Here is a 16,314-nt window from a genome sequence, read left to right as displayed (position 1 = left end):
GCCGGGGCGGCCTCGGTGATGACGCAGGCGATCTCGGCGCCCCGCTCGGCGAACACCGCCTCCAAGGCGGGCACGTCGTTGTAGGGCAGCACGATGGTGTCGGACGCCGAGGCCTTCGTCACCCCCGCCGATCCGGGCATCCCGGCTGTCGCCACGCCGGAGCCGGCCTCGGCCAGCAGGGCGTCGGAATGACCGTGGTAGCAGCCGGCGAACTTCACGATCACGTCGCGCCCGGTGGCCCCGCGCGCGATCCGCAGCGCCGTCATCGTGGCCTCGGTGCCCGTGGACACGAACCGCACCTTCTCGGCGGCCGGGACCCGGCCCCGGATCAGCTCGGCCAGCTCCACCTCGGCGGTCGTCGGGGCGCCGAAGCTCAGCCCGCGGGTGGCGGCCTCCTGCACGGCGGCGACGACCTCGGGGTGCGCGTGACCCAGCAGCGCGGGGCCCCACGAGCACACCAGATCCACGTAGCGGCGCCCCTCGATGTCGACCACGTGCGGGCCCTGAGCGGACTGCAGGAACACCGGCGTCCCGCCGACCGAGCCGAACGCCCGCACCGGGGAACTCACCCCGCCCGGGATCAGCTCGCACGCACGCGCGTAGACCTCTTCCATCGACATGTGGCCGGGCATGGCGTCCTCTCGGTGTTGATGCAGTCGCGGCGGTTCCGCAGCGCTTGCGGGACGGCTGGCGTCGCCCCTGGTCGGCATTGTGGCACGCAGCTCGGACACCCTCGTGGGGGTCGGCCGCGCGCAAGTTACAGGCGCCCGGCGAGATCCAGCGCGGCGTAGGTCAGCACGATGTCGGCGCCCGCCCGGACGATGCTCGTCACGGACTCCGCCAGGGTCGCGTCCAGATCGAGCCAGCCCCGCTCGGCGGCGGCATGGATCATCGCGTACTCGCCGGAGACCTGATAGGCGGCCACCGGCACATCGGAGGCGGCGGCGACGTCGGCGAGCACGTCGAGGTAGGAACCGGCGGGCTTCACCATCACCAGATCGGCGCCCTCGGCCAGATCGAGAATCGTCTCCCGCAGGCCCTCGCGGCGATTCGCCGGATCCTGCTGGTAGGCGCGGCGGTTGCCGTTCAGGGAGGAGCCGACGGCCTCACGGAAGGGGCCATAGAACGCGGAGGCGTACTTCGCGGAGTAGGCCAGGATCGCGACGTCGGCGTGCCCCGCCTCGTCCAGCCCGGCGCGGATCGCCGCGACCTGGCCGTCCATCATCCCCGACGGCGCGACGACGTGGGCGCCCGCGTCCGCCTGGGCGACCGCCAGCCGCACGTAGGCGTCCAGGGTGGCGTCGTTGTCGACGCGGCCATAAGCGTCCAGCAGGCCGCAGTGGCCGTGGTCGGTGAACTCGTCCAGGCAGGTGTCCGCCATGACGACGGTGGCATCGCCCACCTCGTCGCGGACCGCCCGCAGGCCCCGGTTGAGGATCCCCTCGGGGTCGGCGCCCGCCGATCCGGTGGCGTCCTTGTCGGCGTCGGTCGGGACACCGAACAGCATGATGCCGCCCAGCCCGGCCTGGGTGACCTTGACGGCCTCGCGACGCAGCGAGTCCAGGGTGTGCTGCACGACGCCCGGCAGCGAGGAGATCGGGGTCGGCTCGGTGATGCCGTCGCGGACGAACACCGGCAAGACGAGCTGGCTGGGGGCTACGCGCACCTCCCGGACGAGGGCGCGCATGGCGGCGGTGGTGCGCAGGCGGCGGGGGCGGATGACGGGATTCATGCGTTCTCCTGGTCGAGGTGGCGGGTGAGGGCGTCGATCACGCCCGCGGCGTCCTGGGTGGCGGCGACGGCATCGACGCGCCAGCCGCCCTGGGTCGCCGCGGTGGCGCTGGGCTGGCCGAACGCGACGACCGTCACGGGCTCCGGTGGCAGCCCGAGCACGGACGCGGTCGCGGCCGCGATGGAACCGGAGGTGAGCACCACGGCGTCGTAGTCGGTCCACGGGCGCACGGCGGGCGCTTCGGTCACCGGGACGGTGGTGTAGGTGTCCAGGCGCTCCACGTCCCAGCCCGCCGCGCGCAACCCGTCGCTGAGGGCGGGACGCGACAGCGCCGAGCCGGGGATCAGCGCCGTAGCGCCGTCGGGCTCGGCGTCGATCAAGGCGGCCAGCAACGCCTCCGCGTCGCTACGACCAACCGGTACCAGATCGGCGTGCGCGCCCGCATCGGTGATCGCGTGGGCGGTGGCCTGCCCGACCGCGGCGATGGCGTCGCCCAGCAGGTGCAGGTCCACGTCGGCGGCGGCGAGCACCTCGACGGCGGTGGGGGAGGTGAGTACCAGCCAGTCCGCGGTGCCCGGCAGGGAGAAGGGCAACGGCTCGGTGCGGGTCACGGGAACGGCGTCGACATCGGCGCCCGCGGCCCGGATCGCGTCGGCCAGCGCGCCGTCGCGGCGCGGCAGCAGGATGCGCCGCCCGATCAGCGCCGAGCGGGTGCCCGGCGCCCACAGGACGCGGTCGTGGTGGAAGTCGGCGAGTTCGCTGGGCCGTGACGCACCCAGCGGTGTCACCTGGGCGGCGCCCTCGGCGAGCAGCTCCCCGGCGACGGCGAACCCGAGCGCCTCGGCGGCCACCTGGGCATCGAGCGGAGAAGACGGCAGGGACGCCGTCCGTTCGGCCCGCACCGACGCCGACCCGTCCGCGCTGAACACGGCGGCGGTGAGGGCGAGCGTCTGATCGGCCAGCCGGGCGGAGGTCCCGATGGGGGCGGCGCAGCCCGCACCGAGGGCGGCCAGGACGGCGCGCTCGGCGGTCACGGCGGCGCGGGTGGCGCGGGAGTCCAGGTGAGCCAGTTCGGCCAGGACGGCCGCGTCGTCGGCACGGCACTCGATCGCCAACGCGCCCTGGCCCGGGGCGGGCAGCAGGGCGAGCGCCTCGGTGCCGTGGCCGTGCACGCGCGCGAGCCGGGTGCCGACGTTGCCGCGGATCTCGACCACGGACACGTCCGGGCGGGCGGCACGGATCTGCGCGGCGCGGCGCGGCGAACCCGTGCCGACCTGAGCGCCCGGGGGCAGCGTGGCGAGCGTGAGGCCGTCGCGGGCGCACAGCACGTCGGCGGCCTCGGCGCGCGGGGGCACCGCGCCGAGGGTGAGCCCGGGGACCGGGGCCGTGGGCAGGTCCTTCAACGAGTGCACGACCAGGTCGACGCGGCCCTCCAACAAGGCGACGCGCAGCGTGGCCGCGAACACCCCCAGCCCGCCGACATCCAGCAGCGAACCGGCGGTGACGTCGCCCTCGGACCGGATCGTCACCAGATCCACGTCGTGGCCGGCGGCGCGCAAGGCGTCGGCGACCAGCCCCGACTGGGTGCGGGCCAGTTCGGACCCGCGGGTGCCGAGCGTCAGCTTCATCGGGCGAGCTCCTCAGCGACGCGGGTGGCGTGCGGAATGACGGCGGCCAGGCCCGTCCCGGCGAACCAGGCGCCGGTGATCGCCAGCCCCGGCTCCTGGGCGAGCCGGGCGGTCAGATCGGCGACCCGGGCCCGGTGCTCGGGGGTCTGCGGCGGCAGCGAGTTGGGGAAGTGGACGACCGCATGCCCGGCCACCGACGCCGGATCCAGCTCGACGCCCAGCAGCACCGACGCGTCGGCCAGGGCGTCGGCCAGCGTCGGCTCCGGGGTGGGGATGCCCGCGCGGCCGTAGCTGACCCGCAGCACGTGCAGGCCGGTGCCCGCCACGACGCGGGGCCACTTGATCGAATAGTGCGTGATGGCCTTCGCCTGGACGCGGCGCGGGGCGCCCTCATCCAGCGGGGTGACCAGCAGGCCGGAGCCGCGCGGGCCCGCATCCAGGCGGGGATCGGCCAGCACCACGCACACCTGCGCCAGGTCGGCGCCCCGGGGCAACTCCCAGTCGCTCACGCCCAGGGAGTCCAGCGACCCGAGCAGGCTCAGGGCGGCGCGACCGTCCAGTGCGACCACCAGCCGGGTGGTGGTGTCGACCTGTGGTTCCCCGACGGGGACGGGCGGGTCGGCCGGGTTGGGGGCGCGTCCGGCCTCGTGATGGGTGACGCTCCACACCTCGCCCTCGCGGGCGATGCCCGTGACCACGCGGCGCGTCGCGACGCTGCCGCCCAGCTCGTCGATGCGGCTCACCAGGGCGCGGGGCAGCGTGAACAGGCCGCCGGACGCCGAGGAGACCACCGCCCCCTCGGGGGCGGCGGCCCGCACCGCGGCGGCGGCGCGCACCAGTGAGCCCTCCTGGGTCAGCGCGGCCCGCAGGCCGGGGGAGACGACGTCGACGGCGAGCCGCGACGGGTGCGCCGAATGGACGCCGCCCGCGATGGGATCCACGAGCCGGTCGAGCACCTCGCGACCCAGCCGGGCCTCCACGAGGCTGGCCAGATCCTCGGCGCCGGCGCCCGGACCGGCGCCCATCGTGAGGTCTGCTCGCGCCCGGGCCAGGCCCTCGGGGGAGAGGATCTGCGCGACGATCGGATCATCCAGGTCGGTGGGAATGCCGAGGACGCCGTGCGGGATCCGGATGGCGTGACCGGGCGTCGCGTCGTCGGGGGACCCGGGTCGGCGCCGGTGCGACCACACCCACGAGCCACCCGCCGGATCGACGGTCTCCAGGCCCAACTCGGCGCACAGCGCGGCGACCTCGCGGGAGCGCTTCGCGAAGGACTCGGCGCCCAGATCGACCCACACACCGCCGACGGGGGCGCCAAACACGAGCCCACCGGGGGTGCCGCGCGACTCGAGTAGCAGCGGCGCGAGCCCGGCACGCGCGAAGGTGTGGGCGGCTTGAAGGCCGCCGATTCCGCCGCCGATGACGATGGCGTCGCGTTCGGTCATGCCGCGTGGATCCTCTCCACCAGCGCTGTCAGGACACCGGGATCGGTGTCGGGTGGGACGCCGTGACCCAGGTTTACCACGTGCCCGGGCGCGGCTTCGCCGCGGGCGAGCACGTCGAGGGTGTGCGCCTCCAGGGGCGCCCAGCCCGCCGCCAGCAGCGCGGGATCGATGTTGCCCTGCAGCGCGACGCCGGGCAGCCGGGCGGCCGCCTCGTCCAGCGGGGTGCGGTAGTCGATGCCGACGGCGTCCGCGCCCACCGCGAGCTCTTCGAGGAGGTGGCCGGTGCCGGTGCCGAAGTGGATGCGCGGCACGCGTCCGGCGACCTGCTCCAGCGCCCGGCGGGACCAGGGGGCGACATGGGCGACGTAGTCGGCCTTCGACAACGAGCCCGCCCATGAGTCGAACAACTGCACCGCGGAGGCTCCCGCATCCACCTGGGTGGTGAGGAAGGCGCCGGAGATGTCGGCGCACCACCGCATCAGCTCCGCCCAGGCGTCCGGGTCGGCGTGCATCATGGCGCGGGCGGCGAGGTGATCGCGGCTGGGGCGGCCCTCCACCAGGTAGGCGGCCAGCGTGAACGGGGCGCCGGCGAAGCCGATCAGCGGCGTCCAGGAGGCGTCGCCGGACGGCGTGGCGGCGAGTTCGGCGACGACGAGGGCGACGGCGGCGCTGATGGCGCTCGCGTCGCCGGGTTCCAGCGCGGTGAGGCGTCGCACATCGGCGGCGGTGCGGATCGGCTCGTCGATGACCGGCCCGACGCCCGCGGCGATCTCGACGCCGACCCCGGCCAGGGCCAGGGGAACCATGATGTCGGAGAAGAAGATCCCGGCGTCGACGCGGTGGCGGCGCACGGGCTGCAGCGTGATCTCGGCGGCCAGTTCGGGGATCAGGCAGGACTCGATCATCCCGGCACCCCGGCGCGCCTCCCGGTACTCGGGCAGCGAGCGTCCGGCCTGCCGCATGAACCACACGGGACGGGTCGCGGGACGTTCGCCGCGCAGCGCGCGCAGCAGCGGGGGAACAGGGGGAGTCACGATGCCGATCATAGTGAGGGCACCCTCAGTTGGCCCGCCCTACGGCAGACCGGTCCTCCCCGGGCGCGGTGTCGCGCTGCGCTTCGCGGAGCCGCGCAGCCCAGGCGGCGCGGTCGGCGAGCAGGTCGCGGGAGCGCTGGACGCGGGTCGCGTCCCAGATGACGTCGGGATCGGGTTCCAGGTGAGCCAGGAACAGGCCGACGAGCTGCACCTCCGGATCGGACCAGAGCCGCGATACCGAGCTTCCGTAGGGGGATCGGTCGCTGCGTTCGCTGAGGGTCGCGGGGTCGGCGAACGATCGCAGCAGGATGCCGGTCATCAGCGCCCCCGAGGCGTGGGCGAGGTCCAGGAGCGGGTCCGGGCCGGACCCGGTGAGCCGGTAGCCGATCAGGTCGGGCAGCCCGGCGAAGACGGCCGCGCGGTGCCGGTCGAAGCGCCGTTGGGTCTCGGCGAGCGCGCTGCCCACCTCGGGCTGGATCCCGGCGGGAAGTGCGGTGAGCGCTGCGGCCAGCGTCAAATAGGTTCGGTACGGCGCCGAGGCGCGCAGCCGGGACAGGTCGTAGCTCACCGCCAGCCGCAGGGCCTCGACGATCAGGTCGCGGCGTCCCTGGGTGCCGTCCGTCGCGGCCCAAAGATCGGCGATGCCGGCGTGCAGGGCGGCGATGTCGGTCTCGGAGTCCGGTTCGAGGCGGGTCCGGCGGGCCGTCTCGGCGAGCACGTCGGCGTGGAAGGCGACCTTGGTCGGCCAGCGGCGGTACGCGGAGGCTCGCGACACCTGTGCGTCCTCGATGGCGCGCTCGAAACTCACCTGGTCCAAAGCAACGTGGACGCCGCTCTCGGCCACGCGCGCGACCGCGGCGTCCAGGACCCGGGCCGCGGTCTCGGCATCGGTGAGGCGGGGTCTGCGGGCGGATGCCGGAGTCCTCGGCGGCTGGAGGCTCAGTCCTGGGCGGGGGGAGGGCTGGGGGGCTGGACGCGGGCCGCTCATGCGACATAGTGTCTCATGCGGTAATGAGACACTATGTATCAAGTGGAGGAGTCATGCACATCGCCCTCATCGCGGAGACCCATTTCGGCAACACCGCGGAGATCGCGGACGCCCTCGCCGCCGGCGCGAGGCAGACGGGCGCCACGGTCACCCGCGTGGACGCCGCCGCCACGCATCTGCCACCCGGCACCGACCTGCTCGTGCTGGCCGCACCCACGCACAGCGGCGGGCTGAGCACCCCGCGGAGCCGAGCCCAGGCCGTGTCCCAGGGCGCTCCGGAGTCCGGCCGCGGCGTGCGCGAGTGGATCGCCGGGGCCCAGCTTCCGGACGGACTCCCCGCGCACGCCGTCGCCACCGTCACCGGGCCGCACTCCGGGTCCGCGTCACGCGCCATCGTGGAGCTGTTGAACCGCCGTGGCCTGACCGCGACATCCCGAGGCGACTTCGCCGTGGCCGGGACCCGCGGCCCCCTCGTCGAGGGCGAGATCACACGCGCCCGCGAGGTGGGCCGCGTGCTGGCAGGCGGCGGCGTCCCCACCCCCGTGCCCGCTCCGGTCGCCCGCAGATCGCCGCGGCGAGGTTGGCTCGCGCGGCTGCTGGGCTGAGCTGCGACGCGTCCGGCCGACCACCGACCGGTTCGGCTCTGGGCGGGGAACGGTGGTTCAATGAGGAGGTCATGTCGTTGCATCTGATCTCTGTTCATCACGCCGAGCACGGGCTGGCGGCCGTCGAAGCGGTCACCCCCGCGGTGCAGGGGCTCGGGAAACGCCTCGTCGCGGACGCAGCCGTCCGCGGCGCCGTCGTGCTGGCCACCTGCAACCGCGTCGAGGTGTACGTGGACGCCGACGCGCCCGCCGAACGAGTGGCTGATTGCGTGCGGGACGCCATCGACGCGGTCTCCGCCAGTCCGCACGAGGTGCCCCTGAGCGTCCTCGGTGACGCCGACGCGCTCCACCACCTGTTCGACGTCGGCGCAGGCCTGGACTCGATGGTCGTGGGGGAGCGCGAGATCGCGGGGCAGTTGCGCCGCGCGCTCAAGGCCGCCCACCACGACGGCACCGCCAGCGGGCTCCTCACCGAGACCATCGAGCAGGCGCTGCGGACCTCGCGCAAGGTCGCCCACCTCACCCAGTTGGCCACCACCGGGCGTTCGGTCGTCGCCGTCGGGCTCGACATGTTCCCGCGTGACTGGAGCGCGGCCCGCGTCCTGCTGATCGGCACCGGCGCCTACGCGGGTGCCGTCGTGGCGGCCCTGTGCGAGCGTGGCGCCGCCGACATCTCCGTGTTCTCCTCCTCGGGGCGCGCGGCCTCCTTCGTCGCTTCGCACCCCGGCACGCGGGTCGCCGAACTGAGTCTGGCCGACGCGGTCGCCCATGCCGACGTGGTCCTCACCTGCCGGGGCCTCGGGCGTCCCGTGTTGTCGGCGGACCTGCTCGCCGAGGCGACCGCCGACCGCGATGAGCCCCTGGCCGTCCTCGACCTGGCCATCTCCCGTGACGTCGACCCCGAGGCGGCTCATCTGCCGGGCGTCGTGCTGGTCGACCTGCCCCTCATCCAGCGCCACATCCCCGACGCCTCCCGTCGCGAGGTCGGGCGTGCCCGCTCGCTCGTGGACGAAGGCGTCCGCGACCTGGTCACCCGCCTGAAGGGACGCGAAATGGACCCCGCCGTCGTCGCTCTGCGCGACACCGTCAACGCGATGGTCGCCGACGAGATCGACCGGCTGCCCCAGGGGCGGCCCGTCACCGGCGAGGAAGCCGCCCACGCGCTGCGCCGCCTCGCCGCCCGCCTGGTGCACGTGCCCAGCGTCCGCGCCCGCAAAGCCGCCCAGGAGGGCCGCAGCGGTGAATACCTCACCGCGCTGTCGGAACTGTGGGGCATCGAGCCGCAACTGCGTCCCGTGCTGAGCAACTTCGAGGTCGAGCCGACCAGCGTCGAGCACGAGGTGGACGCCGTCGTGCCGCCGGATACCCTCGAATGCGATACCTGCCCGATCACCGGCCTGCGGCTCTCCGATTTGGGTGCCCGGCCCCGCCTGGAGGCGATGTGAGCTTCGACTACGACGCGATCTGCGTGGTGTCCTACGGCGGCCCCCGCCGCCCCGAGGACGTCCTCCCGTTCATGCGTAACGCCACCCGCGGGCGCGGCATCCCCGACGAGCGGCTCGTCGAGGTTTCGGGCCACTACAGCATCTTCGGGGGCGTCTCGCCGATCAACGAGCGCAACGACGAGTTGATGGACGCCCTGGGCGCGGCCCTGCGTGACCGCGGCATCGACGTGCCCATCGTCATCGGCAACCGTAACTGGACACCGTTCCTGCCCGACACGTTCACCGAACTCGCCGCCTCCGGCGCCCGGCGGGTGCTGGCCCTCGCCACGGCCGGGTACGCGTCCTACTCGGGGTGCCGGCAGTACCGCGAGGACATCGCCGCCGCGCTCACCAAGACGGGCGTCGAACTGCAGATCGACAAGGTCGGATCGTTCGCCGAGACCGACGGCTTCATCACCGCCAACGTGGATTCCCTGCGCGACGCCCTCGCGGTGGCAGTCGGGACCCCCCGGGTGGTGTTCGTGACCCATTCCATTCCGTCCGCGATGGACGCCGCGTCCGGGCCGGGCGGGGACAACACGTACGGCGCCCAGCACGCCCGGGTCGCCGCCGCGATCGCCGCCCGCGTCGGTCTCGAGGATGCCCGCTGGGAGATCGCCTACTGCAGCCGCTCGGGGGCCCCGCATATCCCGTGGCTGGAACCCGACATCAACGACCGCCTCGAAGAACTCGCCGCCGACGGCGTCACCTCGGTGATCACCGTGCCGTTCGGCTTCATCAACGACCACATGGAAGTGGTCTACGACCTCGATACTCAGGCCTCGCAGACCGCCGCCGAACTGGGGCTGGACTACGTACGCGCCGCGACCGCGGGCACCCATCCCGCCTTCATCGCGATGCTGGCCGACAAGATCGCTGACCTGCGCCCCGGCGAGGTCGGCGGGCGCCGCACCTGCGGCGCGAACTGCTGCCTCTCGGGACGCCCCGGGGACGCCAAGCCGGCGGCCTGTGGCGCCGAGTCGTCGGCCGTGTCCTGACGCATCCAACGAAGGAGATTCCCCATGACGCAACCACCCGCCAAGGTTGCCGGTGCCCCGTTCAGCGGCGATCCGCGCGACACCTATGTGTCCCCCGATGAGGTCAACGCAGGCTCTCACTACGTGATGTACAGCGTCTTCTCGACGCTGGTTCCGCTCCCGGCCGACACCGCGAACCGCGACGACGAGGTGAACGCCGCCGTGGCGGCGGTCACCGACAGCGGGGCCACGATCCGCGGCTGGTACGACGTCAGCGGGTTCCGGGCCGACGCCGACCTCATGCTGTGGACCACTGCGGACTCGGCCGAGACCCTGCAGGCCGCCTACCACGCGCTGCGCAACTCCGACCTGGGGGGTCACCTCGATCCGGTGTGGTCTGCGGTCGGCGTCCACCGGGGAGCGGAGTTCAACAACGCCCACACGCCTTCGTGCTTTTCCGGCATCGCCCCGCGGCCGTGGGTGACGGTGTACCCGTTCGTCCGCAGCTACGAGTGGTACTACATGGATCCGGCCAAGCGTTCGCACATGCTGCGCACGCACGGCATGGCCGCCCGCGAGTTCCCCGACGTGCTGGGCTCCACCACCTCGGCGTTCGCGCTCGGGGACTACGAGTGGCTGCTGGCGTTCGAAGCCGACGAACTCACTCGCCTGGTGGACGCGATGCGCGCCCAGCGGGCGGTGGAGGCCCGCCTGCACGTCCGCGAGGAGACGCCGTTCTTCACCGGGCCGCGGGTCGAGCTCACCGAGTGGGCCCAGCGCCAGCCGGTCGCCTGACGCACACGCGCCGCGCGAAGGCGCCGTGACGACGCAGCCGCGGGCCCGATCATCGGGTCCGCGGCTGCCGTCTGTTCCGCCGTGGTGGGTCTCAGAGGATCTGACGCAGCAACGCAACCAGGTCCGTATGAGTGGGGACGACCGGGTTGGTGGCGGTGCACCCATCCGCCATGGCCGTCCTCGCGAGCTCGTCGAGGTGAGGGCGGACGTCGGCCGGATCGACCCCGCATTCCTTGATCCCGGGGCCGATGCCCAGTTCCGCGTTGATCTTGTTGATCCGGGCGACGCATGACACCACGCCGGCGCGGGTGCCTGTGGCCGACGACCCGGCCAGATGGCCGAGCCAAGCGTACTTGGCGGCCGCGTGCTCGGAACGTTCGGCGTTGTACGCGATGACGTGCGGCAGCAGGATCGCGTTCAGCCTGCCGTGAGCGACGGGGAACCGCCCGCCCAGCGCGTGCGCCAGACTGTGCACGATGCCCAGTCCCGCATTGTCGAAGGCGATCGCCGCGAGCGTCGAGGCGCTGTGCATCCGCGTCCGGGCCTCCAGGTCGTCGCCATGGGTGAAGCAGCGGGTGAGGTGCGCGAAGGCCAGTTGGGCCGCCTTCTCCGCGCACGCGTCGGTGAAGTCGCTGGCGGTCGTGGCGACGTAGGCCTCGGTGGCGTGGGTGATCACGTCCATGCCCGAGTCGGCGGTCGTCCGCGGCGGCACGCCGACGACGGCGCGGGCGTCCAGGACCGCCACCTTCGGCAGCAGGTCGGGGGAGACCATCGGGATCTTGGCGTGCGTGGCCTCATCCGTGATGACCGAGAAGCCGGTCACCTCCGATCCGGATCCCGAGGTGGTCGGGACGACGACGAGCCCTTCGGGGGCCGCCAGACCCGCCTCGAGGGCACCCTTGTGCATGGCCTTGGCGGCGTCGATCGGGGAGCCGCCGCCGTAGGCCACGACGACCTCGGGTCGGGCCTGCAGATACTGCGCCAACCCCTGCCCGATCAGCGCGATCGTCGGGTTCGGCAGCACCTGGTCGAACACGGTGACGTGCGGCCCGAGGATCCTCACCAGCGTCGCGAACACGTCTGTTGTGGCGAGGAAGGAGTCGGTGACGACGAACGCACGGCGTCCTGCGTATTGGGCAAGCGAGTCCAGGGCGTCCTTCCCGAAACGGATCTCGGTGCTGAGGGTGAAGGAACTCAATGGTCGCTCCCTGCTAGTTGCTGGCGGTACTCGGTGGGGGTTTGCCCGGTGTGCTTCTTGAAGGTGCGCGAGAAGTAGTTCAGCGGCTGGAAGTCCAGTTCGTCGGCGATCCGCAGCACGGGCTTGGTGGTGTGGGCGAGCATGAGCTTGGCGCGGTCGAGCCGTTTGGTGGTCACGTAGGCGATGAAGCTCTGCTTGGTCTGCTGCTTGAACTGCCGCGCGAAGTGCGACTCCGACCAGGCGAGATAGGCGGCGGCCTTCTGCACCGAGAGATAGGACGTCGGGTCTTTCTCGATCTCGTTCAACAGCGTGGAGATGTTGCGCTCGTTCATGGCGAGCTTCGGCTCGATGAGATTGTGCAGCAGGATCAGCAGCTTCTCGGCGTGCACCTGCGCCTCGTACCGGTTCATCGAGGTGCGGCGCCCCTTGCGCTTGCTCATGATCTCGACGGTGAGGTCGCGGCCGTAGGTGACGCCTTCGCTGGTGGCGACGCCGATCAGGATGTCCTCGAGCTCGCCCAACTGTTCTCGGGGCACCTTCATGCTCCAGCGGGGGATCAGCCGATCCAGGTAGTCGCCCACCATGTCGAGGTTCCCGGCCAGGTTGCGGCTGTGCAGGTTGTCCGCCATCACGGCCGCGTCCAGCCAGGAGGACTCCCCGTCCAGGGGGACCAGCGGCGCGGTCGGCATCGCGGGCGGGGCGGGGTGCTCGGGGGGCTTGCGGCCGAGGTAGGGGCCGGCGGTGGCGCGCAGCAGGAACTTGGAGTCGTTGCCGCTGAGGGTTTCGTTGACGAGCCCGACGACGGCCTCGGCCGCCTGGTGCAGCTTGTCCAGGTGAACCACCTGGAGCTGGTCGGCCAGCTCGCGGGCCTCGTCCTCGTGCTTGAGATCGGAGTCGCTGATCATCAGCTGATTGAGCCGCTGCTGGTCGCGGTCCAGGAGGACCTGGCCCGCCATGACGGCACCCAGATACTGCGAGCCGCGCGTGATGGCCACCGAGAAGTCGACCAGGCCAGCGTGACACTGATACACCACGGGGCGGCCCTCGATGGCGCTCTGGAAGCCGCCGTGGGCGTCGCAGTTGTAGCAGAGCTGGCGGACCTTCGGGTCGCGCCGCAAGAACTGGCACAGCGCGCTGAACTGGGACTCCTGCGTCACGGGGGTGCCGGAGGAGTCCACGGTGATCATCGCGATGCCGGTCTCGTGGGCGAACGTGTCCTGGATCTCCTGCAGCCGGGCAAGGTCGACGAGGTCGCGCAGGTTGGGGCCCCGTTCCGGGTCCCCTAGGAAGATGGTCGGCATAGGGCCTCCGTGAGGTCGTCGATCCCGTCGCCGGTGACGGAGTCGACGCAGAAGATTTCCCCGGCCCCCGCGAGCTTCAGCGCGGCGATGGCGGCGCGACGCTCGGGCTCTGCGGCGTCGGCGCTCTTCGTCACGACGCCGAGCACCTCACGGTTGAACGCGGTCGCGAAGCCAGGGGGGAAACGGGTTCCGCGGACGTCGGCGGCCTGCACCAGCACGACGGATTGGACACCCCAGGACGCGTTGATGAGCGCGTTCTTGTAGAACATCGACTCCAGGAACTCCCCGGGGGTGTCGATGATGCCCTCGTGGGTTTCGATCGCCTGCGTCTTGGCGTAGTCCACGTCCGCTCCCTGCAGCCGTTGCCGGAGCGTCGTCTTGCCGGCCCCTACGCTGCCGACCAGGAGGAATGACCGCATGGTCGGGTCACGTCCTGGTGATGGGCGCGGGGGTGAAGCCGAGCACCGATTCGAGCGTGTCGACCACGGCGCGTACCGCCGACTCGACGTCGGCGAGCTGGCCGACGATCAGCAGGGAGCCGGAGAACCGGTCGACGTAGGCCAGCTCCACCGTCGACGCCTTGGTGGCGATGTCTCCGCCGATGATGGCGGCTTCGCCGGGGGTCAGGGTCATCACGGCGACGGCGCCGCTGTCCTTGTCCATCAGCCCGATCTTCGGGAAGAGCTGCGGGTCCGCATTGGCGATCACATGGGCGAGCGTGACCTGCTTGCCAGGCACGAACTCCTGAATGATGCGCTGCTTGTCAGTCGTGAGATCCATCGGCTTCCTCGCCTCCTGAAACCAGCTTAGGCATGCGCCCACCACCCGGATCAAGCCCCTGCGCGGGCAGGGCTGGATTGTGTAACTACCTGCTCTGATCGTGTAGCCGAGCCAGGCCTACGCTGCGGTGCAAGCGGCCAAGTTGGCCCTTGACTGACGAGGGAGTCAACCATGCAAGAGGCACTGGGGCTAGTCGAAACCAAGGGATTCGTGGGGGCGGTCGAGGCCGCCGACGCGATGGTCAAGTCGGCGAACGTCCAGCTCATCGGCAGCGAGAAGATCGGCGCGGGTTTCGTCACCGTGATGGTGCGCGGGGACGTCGGCGCGGTCAAGGCTGCCACCGATGCGGGCGCCGCCGCAGCGGGGAAGGTCGGGGAGGTCATCTCCGTGCACGTCATCCCGCGCCCGCACACCGATGTCGAGAAGCTCCTCCCAGCAGTGAAGTGAGTGAAACATGTCTGAAGATCTGATCAACAAGGTCATGGCCGAGGTCATGAAGAAGATTCCGGCCGAGTCCGTGGCCGCTCCGGCCCCGGGCAAGCGTCCCGCCGCGACCGAGTTCGTCGGCACCAATCCGCTGGGCGACACGATCGGCCTGGTCATCGCGAACGTTGATCCCGCGCTGCACGCGATGATGGGCCTCGACACCAAGTACCGCTCCATCGGGATCCTGGGTGCCCGCACCGGCGCCGGCCCGCAGATCTTCGCGGCCGACGAGGCCGTGAAGGCCACCAACTGCGAGATCCTCACCATCGAACTCGCCCGCGACACCAAGGGCGGCGCCGGCCACGGTTCCCTGATCGTGTTCGGCGCCGAGGACGTTTCCGACGCGCGCCGCGCCGTCGAGGTCGCCCTGGGCGAACTGGATCGCACCTTCGGCGACGTGTACGGCAACGACGCGGGGCACCTCGAGTTTCAGTACACCGCCCGCGCCAGCTCGGCCCTGAACAAGGCCTTCGGCGCCCCGATCGGCAAGTCCTTCGGCATCACCGTCGGGGCCCCCGCCGCCATCGGTGTGGTCCTGGCCGACACTGCGGTCAAGGCGTCCACCATCGACGTCGTCACCTACTCCAGCCCGGCGAAGGGCACCAGCTACTCCAACGAGGTCATCTCCGGTTTCAGCGGCGACTCGGGCGCGGTGCGCCAGGCCATCGTCGCCGCCCGCGAGGTCGGCCGCGAACTCCTCGGGGCTCTGGGTGCCTACCCGGAGTCCACCACCACTCCCTACATCTGAGGAGACGGCAACCGTGAAGTCGAAGAGGTTTGAGGTACTCGACGCCCGTCCCGTCAACCAGGACGGCTACGTCACCGAATGGGCCGAGGTCGGCCTGATCGCCATGGACGGGCCCAACGACCCGAAGCCGTCGATCAAGATCGTCGACGGCTTGGTCGTCGAGCTCGACGGCAAGCCCGCGTCCGAGTTCGACATGCTCGACACGTTCATCGCCACCTACGGCATCAACCTGGAACGCGCCGAAGAAGTCAACGCGATGGACTCGGTCACCCTGGCCCACATGCTGTGCGACATCAACGTGCCCCGCAGCACCCTGATCCCGCTCACCACGGCCATGACCCCGGCGAAGGCCGCCGAAGTCGTCGCCCAGATGAGCGTGCTCGAAATGATGACCGCGGTCACCAAGATGCGGGCCCGCAAGACCCCCGCCAACCAGTGCCACGTCACGAACCTGGCCGACAACCCGGTCCAGATCGCCGCGGACGCCGCCGAGGCGGCCCTGCGTGGGTTCGCCGAGGAGGAGACCACCGTCGGCGTCGTGCGCTACGCGCCGTTCAATGCGCTGGCCATCCTCGTGGGGGCCCAGGTCGGACGCCCCGGGATCCTCACCCAGTGCGCGGTCGAGGAGGCCACCGAACTCCAGCTCGGCATGCGCGGCCTGACCGCCTACGCCGAGACGGTGTCGGTGTACGGCACCGAAGCGGTGTTCATGGACGGCGACGACACCCCGTGGTCGAAGGCGTTCCTGGCGTCCTGCTACGCGTCGCGTGGCCTGAAGATGCGGTTCACCTCCGGCACCGGCTCCGAGGTGCAGATGGGCTTCGCGGAGGGCATGAGCATGCTCTACCTCGAAAGCCGCTGCGTGTTCATCACCAAGGCCGCAGGCTCCCAGGGCACCCAGAACGGCTCCGTGAGCTGCGTGGGCGTCCCCGCCGCCGTGCCGCAGGGCATTCGCGCCATCCTGGCCGAGAACCTGATCGCGATCATGCTGGACCTGGAGTGCGCGTCCTCGAACGACCAGACGTTCACCCACTCGGACCTGCGCCGCGTCGCCCGCACCCTGATGCAGTTCGTGCCCGGCACCGACTTCATCTGCTCGGGCTACTCGTCCAC

General features: G+C 71.7%; 16 protein-coding genes and 2 pseudogenes. 7 read left to right on the top strand and 11 right to left on the bottom strand.

Annotation, left to right across the window (positions count from 1 at the left end; all coding sequences use genetic code 11):
- From V7E09_RS09640 to V7E09_RS09610, 7 genes and pseudogenes are all read right to left on the bottom strand, one after another.
- The coding region (locus tag V7E09_RS09640) for an aminotransferase class III-fold pyridoxal phosphate-dependent enzyme (RefSeq protein ID WP_324523310.1) at positions 1-620 on the bottom strand (620 nt) is incomplete at its 3' end.
- Between the two features lie 137 nt (positions 621-757).
- Positions 758-1,732, bottom strand: coding sequence for a porphobilinogen synthase (hemB, locus tag V7E09_RS09635; RefSeq protein WP_324509711.1), 975 nt, complete (start codon positions 1,730-1,732; stop codon positions 758-760).
- Positions 1,729-2,382, bottom strand: a pseudogene (locus V7E09_RS09630) (uroporphyrinogen-III synthase); the annotation flags it as partial. The gene hemB and the pseudogene V7E09_RS09630, both read right to left, overlap by 4 nt.
- Positions 2,383-2,487: 105 nt before the next feature.
- Positions 2,488-3,360, bottom strand: a pseudogene (gene hemC, locus V7E09_RS09625) (hydroxymethylbilane synthase); the annotation flags it as partial.
- Positions 3,357-4,805 carry a protoporphyrinogen/coproporphyrinogen oxidase gene (locus tag V7E09_RS09620; protein ID WP_324509710.1) on the bottom strand — a complete coding sequence of 483 codons (1,449 nt, stop codon included), beginning with the start codon at positions 4,803-4,805 and terminating at the stop codon, positions 3,357-3,359. The gene V7E09_RS09620 and the pseudogene hemC, both read right to left, overlap by 4 nt.
- Complete coding sequence (hemE, locus tag V7E09_RS09615; protein WP_442956868.1) at positions 4,802-5,851, bottom strand: uroporphyrinogen decarboxylase; 1,050 nt, start codon at positions 5,849-5,851, stop codon at positions 4,802-4,804. Before hemE ends, V7E09_RS09620 begins: the two co-directional genes overlap by 4 nt.
- 13 nt (positions 5,852-5,864) lie before the next feature.
- Positions 5,865-6,827: a TetR/AcrR family transcriptional regulator gene (locus V7E09_RS09610; protein WP_324509708.1), complete on the bottom strand. Its 963-nt coding sequence runs from the start codon at positions 6,825-6,827 to the stop codon at positions 5,865-5,867.
- A gap of 53 nt (positions 6,828-6,880) precedes the next feature.
- On the opposite strand from V7E09_RS09610, the gene V7E09_RS09605 reads away from it, so the two are divergent.
- The 4 genes from V7E09_RS09605 to hemQ all read left to right on the top strand — a co-directional run bounded on the left by V7E09_RS09605 (position 6,881) and on the right by hemQ (position 10,688).
- Positions 6,881-7,432, top strand: a complete 552-nt coding sequence (locus V7E09_RS09605) for a flavodoxin/nitric oxide synthase (RefSeq protein ID WP_324523309.1) — start codon at positions 6,881-6,883, stop codon at positions 7,430-7,432.
- Positions 7,433-7,503: 71 nt separating this feature from the next.
- Positions 7,504-8,877, top strand: coding sequence for a glutamyl-tRNA reductase (locus tag V7E09_RS09600; RefSeq protein ID WP_324523308.1), 1,374 nt, complete (start codon positions 7,504-7,506; stop codon positions 8,875-8,877).
- The gene (locus tag V7E09_RS15705; protein ID WP_442956867.1) at positions 8,874-9,914 is read left to right on the top strand and encodes a ferrochelatase; all 1,041 of its coding nucleotides are present in this window, start codon (positions 8,874-8,876) and stop codon (positions 9,912-9,914) included. Before V7E09_RS09600 ends, V7E09_RS15705 begins: the two co-directional genes overlap by 4 nt.
- Before the next feature lie 24 nt (positions 9,915-9,938).
- Positions 9,939-10,688 (top strand): hydrogen peroxide-dependent heme synthase, encoded by a 750-nt coding sequence (gene hemQ / locus V7E09_RS15700; RefSeq protein ID WP_442956866.1) that lies wholly within the window; start codon positions 9,939-9,941, stop codon positions 10,686-10,688.
- Positions 10,689-10,779: 91 nt separating this feature from the next.
- Here the strand turns inward: hemQ and V7E09_RS09590 are convergent, their stop codons facing one another.
- The 4 genes from V7E09_RS09590 to V7E09_RS09575 are packed head-to-tail and all read right to left on the bottom strand — an operon-like array spanning position 10,780 to position 13,967.
- A complete protein-coding gene (locus tag V7E09_RS09590) occupies positions 10,780-11,886 on the bottom strand; it encodes a 1-propanol dehydrogenase PduQ (protein WP_324509705.1) in 1,107 nt (368 codons plus the stop codon).
- Positions 11,883-13,187, bottom strand: a complete 1,305-nt coding sequence (locus tag V7E09_RS09585; RefSeq protein ID WP_324509704.1) for a PocR ligand-binding domain-containing protein — start codon at positions 13,185-13,187, stop codon at positions 11,883-11,885. The genes V7E09_RS09590 and V7E09_RS09585 overlap by 4 nt, the downstream gene beginning before the upstream one ends.
- The gene (locus tag V7E09_RS09580) at positions 13,169-13,606 is read right to left on the bottom strand and encodes a EutP/PduV family microcompartment system protein (protein WP_324509703.1); all 438 of its coding nucleotides are present in this window, start codon (positions 13,604-13,606) and stop codon (positions 13,169-13,171) included. Before V7E09_RS09580 ends, V7E09_RS09585 begins: the two co-directional genes overlap by 19 nt.
- 7 nt (positions 13,607-13,613) lie before the next feature.
- Complete coding sequence (locus V7E09_RS09575) at positions 13,614-13,967, bottom strand: BMC domain-containing protein (RefSeq protein ID WP_324509702.1); 354 nt, start codon at positions 13,965-13,967, stop codon at positions 13,614-13,616.
- A 171-nt stretch (positions 13,968-14,138) separates the two neighbouring features.
- Here V7E09_RS09575 and pduA point away from each other — a divergent pair, with 171 nt between their 5' ends.
- The 3 genes from pduA to V7E09_RS09560 form a co-directional block, all read left to right on the top strand.
- The gene (gene pduA, locus V7E09_RS09570) at positions 14,139-14,414 is read left to right on the top strand and encodes a propanediol utilization microcompartment protein PduA (RefSeq protein WP_324509701.1); all 276 of its coding nucleotides are present in this window, start codon (positions 14,139-14,141) and stop codon (positions 14,412-14,414) included.
- 7 nt (positions 14,415-14,421) lie between these two features.
- On the top strand, positions 14,422-15,201 hold the full coding sequence (gene pduB, locus V7E09_RS09565; protein ID WP_324523307.1) for a propanediol utilization microcompartment protein PduB: 780 nt from the start codon (positions 14,422-14,424) through the stop codon (positions 15,199-15,201).
- Positions 15,202-15,214: 13 nt separating this feature from the next.
- A partial coding sequence (locus V7E09_RS09560) for a propanediol/glycerol family dehydratase large subunit (protein ID WP_324523306.1) occupies positions 15,215-16,314 on the top strand: 1,100 nt, incomplete at its 3' end.

Origin of the sequence: Propioniciclava sp., assembly GCF_036744435.1 — a bacterium.
Lineage (GTDB): Bacteria > Actinomycetota > Actinomycetes > Propionibacteriales > Propionibacteriaceae > Propioniciclava.
This window is presented reverse-complemented; position numbering and strand designations above follow the sequence as displayed.

Excerpts from the sequence above, each read along its gene's own strand:
- hemQ (WP_442956866.1), top strand. The coding sequence starts at position 9,939 with ATGACGCAACCACCCGCCAAGGTTGCCGGTGCCCCGTTCAGCGGCGAT.
- pduA (WP_324509701.1), top strand. The coding sequence starts at position 14,139 with ATGCAAGAGGCACTGGGGCTAGTCGAAACCAAGGGATTCGTGGGGGCG.
- V7E09_RS09575 (WP_324509702.1), bottom strand. The coding sequence starts at position 13,967 with ATGGATCTCACGACTGACAAGCAGCGCATCATTCAGGAGTTCGTGCCT.
- V7E09_RS09605 (WP_324523309.1), top strand. The coding sequence starts at position 6,881 with ATGCACATCGCCCTCATCGCGGAGACCCATTTCGGCAACACCGCGGAG.
- hemE (WP_442956868.1), bottom strand. The coding sequence starts at position 5,851 with ATGATCGGCATCGTGACTCCCCCTGTTCCCCCGCTGCTGCGCGCGCTG.
- V7E09_RS09610 (WP_324509708.1), bottom strand. The coding sequence starts at position 6,827 with ATGAGCGGCCCGCGTCCAGCCCCCCAGCCCTCCCCCCGCCCAGGACTG.
- V7E09_RS09600 (WP_324523308.1), top strand. The coding sequence starts at position 7,504 with ATGTCGTTGCATCTGATCTCTGTTCATCACGCCGAGCACGGGCTGGCG.
- V7E09_RS09620 (WP_324509710.1), bottom strand. The coding sequence starts at position 4,805 with ATGACCGAACGCGACGCCATCGTCATCGGCGGCGGAATCGGCGGCCTT.
- hemB (WP_324509711.1), bottom strand. The coding sequence starts at position 1,732 with ATGAATCCCGTCATCCGCCCCCGCCGCCTGCGCACCACCGCCGCCATG.
- V7E09_RS09585 (WP_324509704.1), bottom strand. The coding sequence starts at position 13,187 with ATGCCGACCATCTTCCTAGGGGACCCGGAACGGGGCCCCAACCTGCGC.
- V7E09_RS09580 (WP_324509703.1), bottom strand. The coding sequence starts at position 13,606 with ATGCGGTCATTCCTCCTGGTCGGCAGCGTAGGGGCCGGCAAGACGACG.
- pduB (WP_324523307.1), top strand. The coding sequence starts at position 14,422 with ATGTCTGAAGATCTGATCAACAAGGTCATGGCCGAGGTCATGAAGAAG.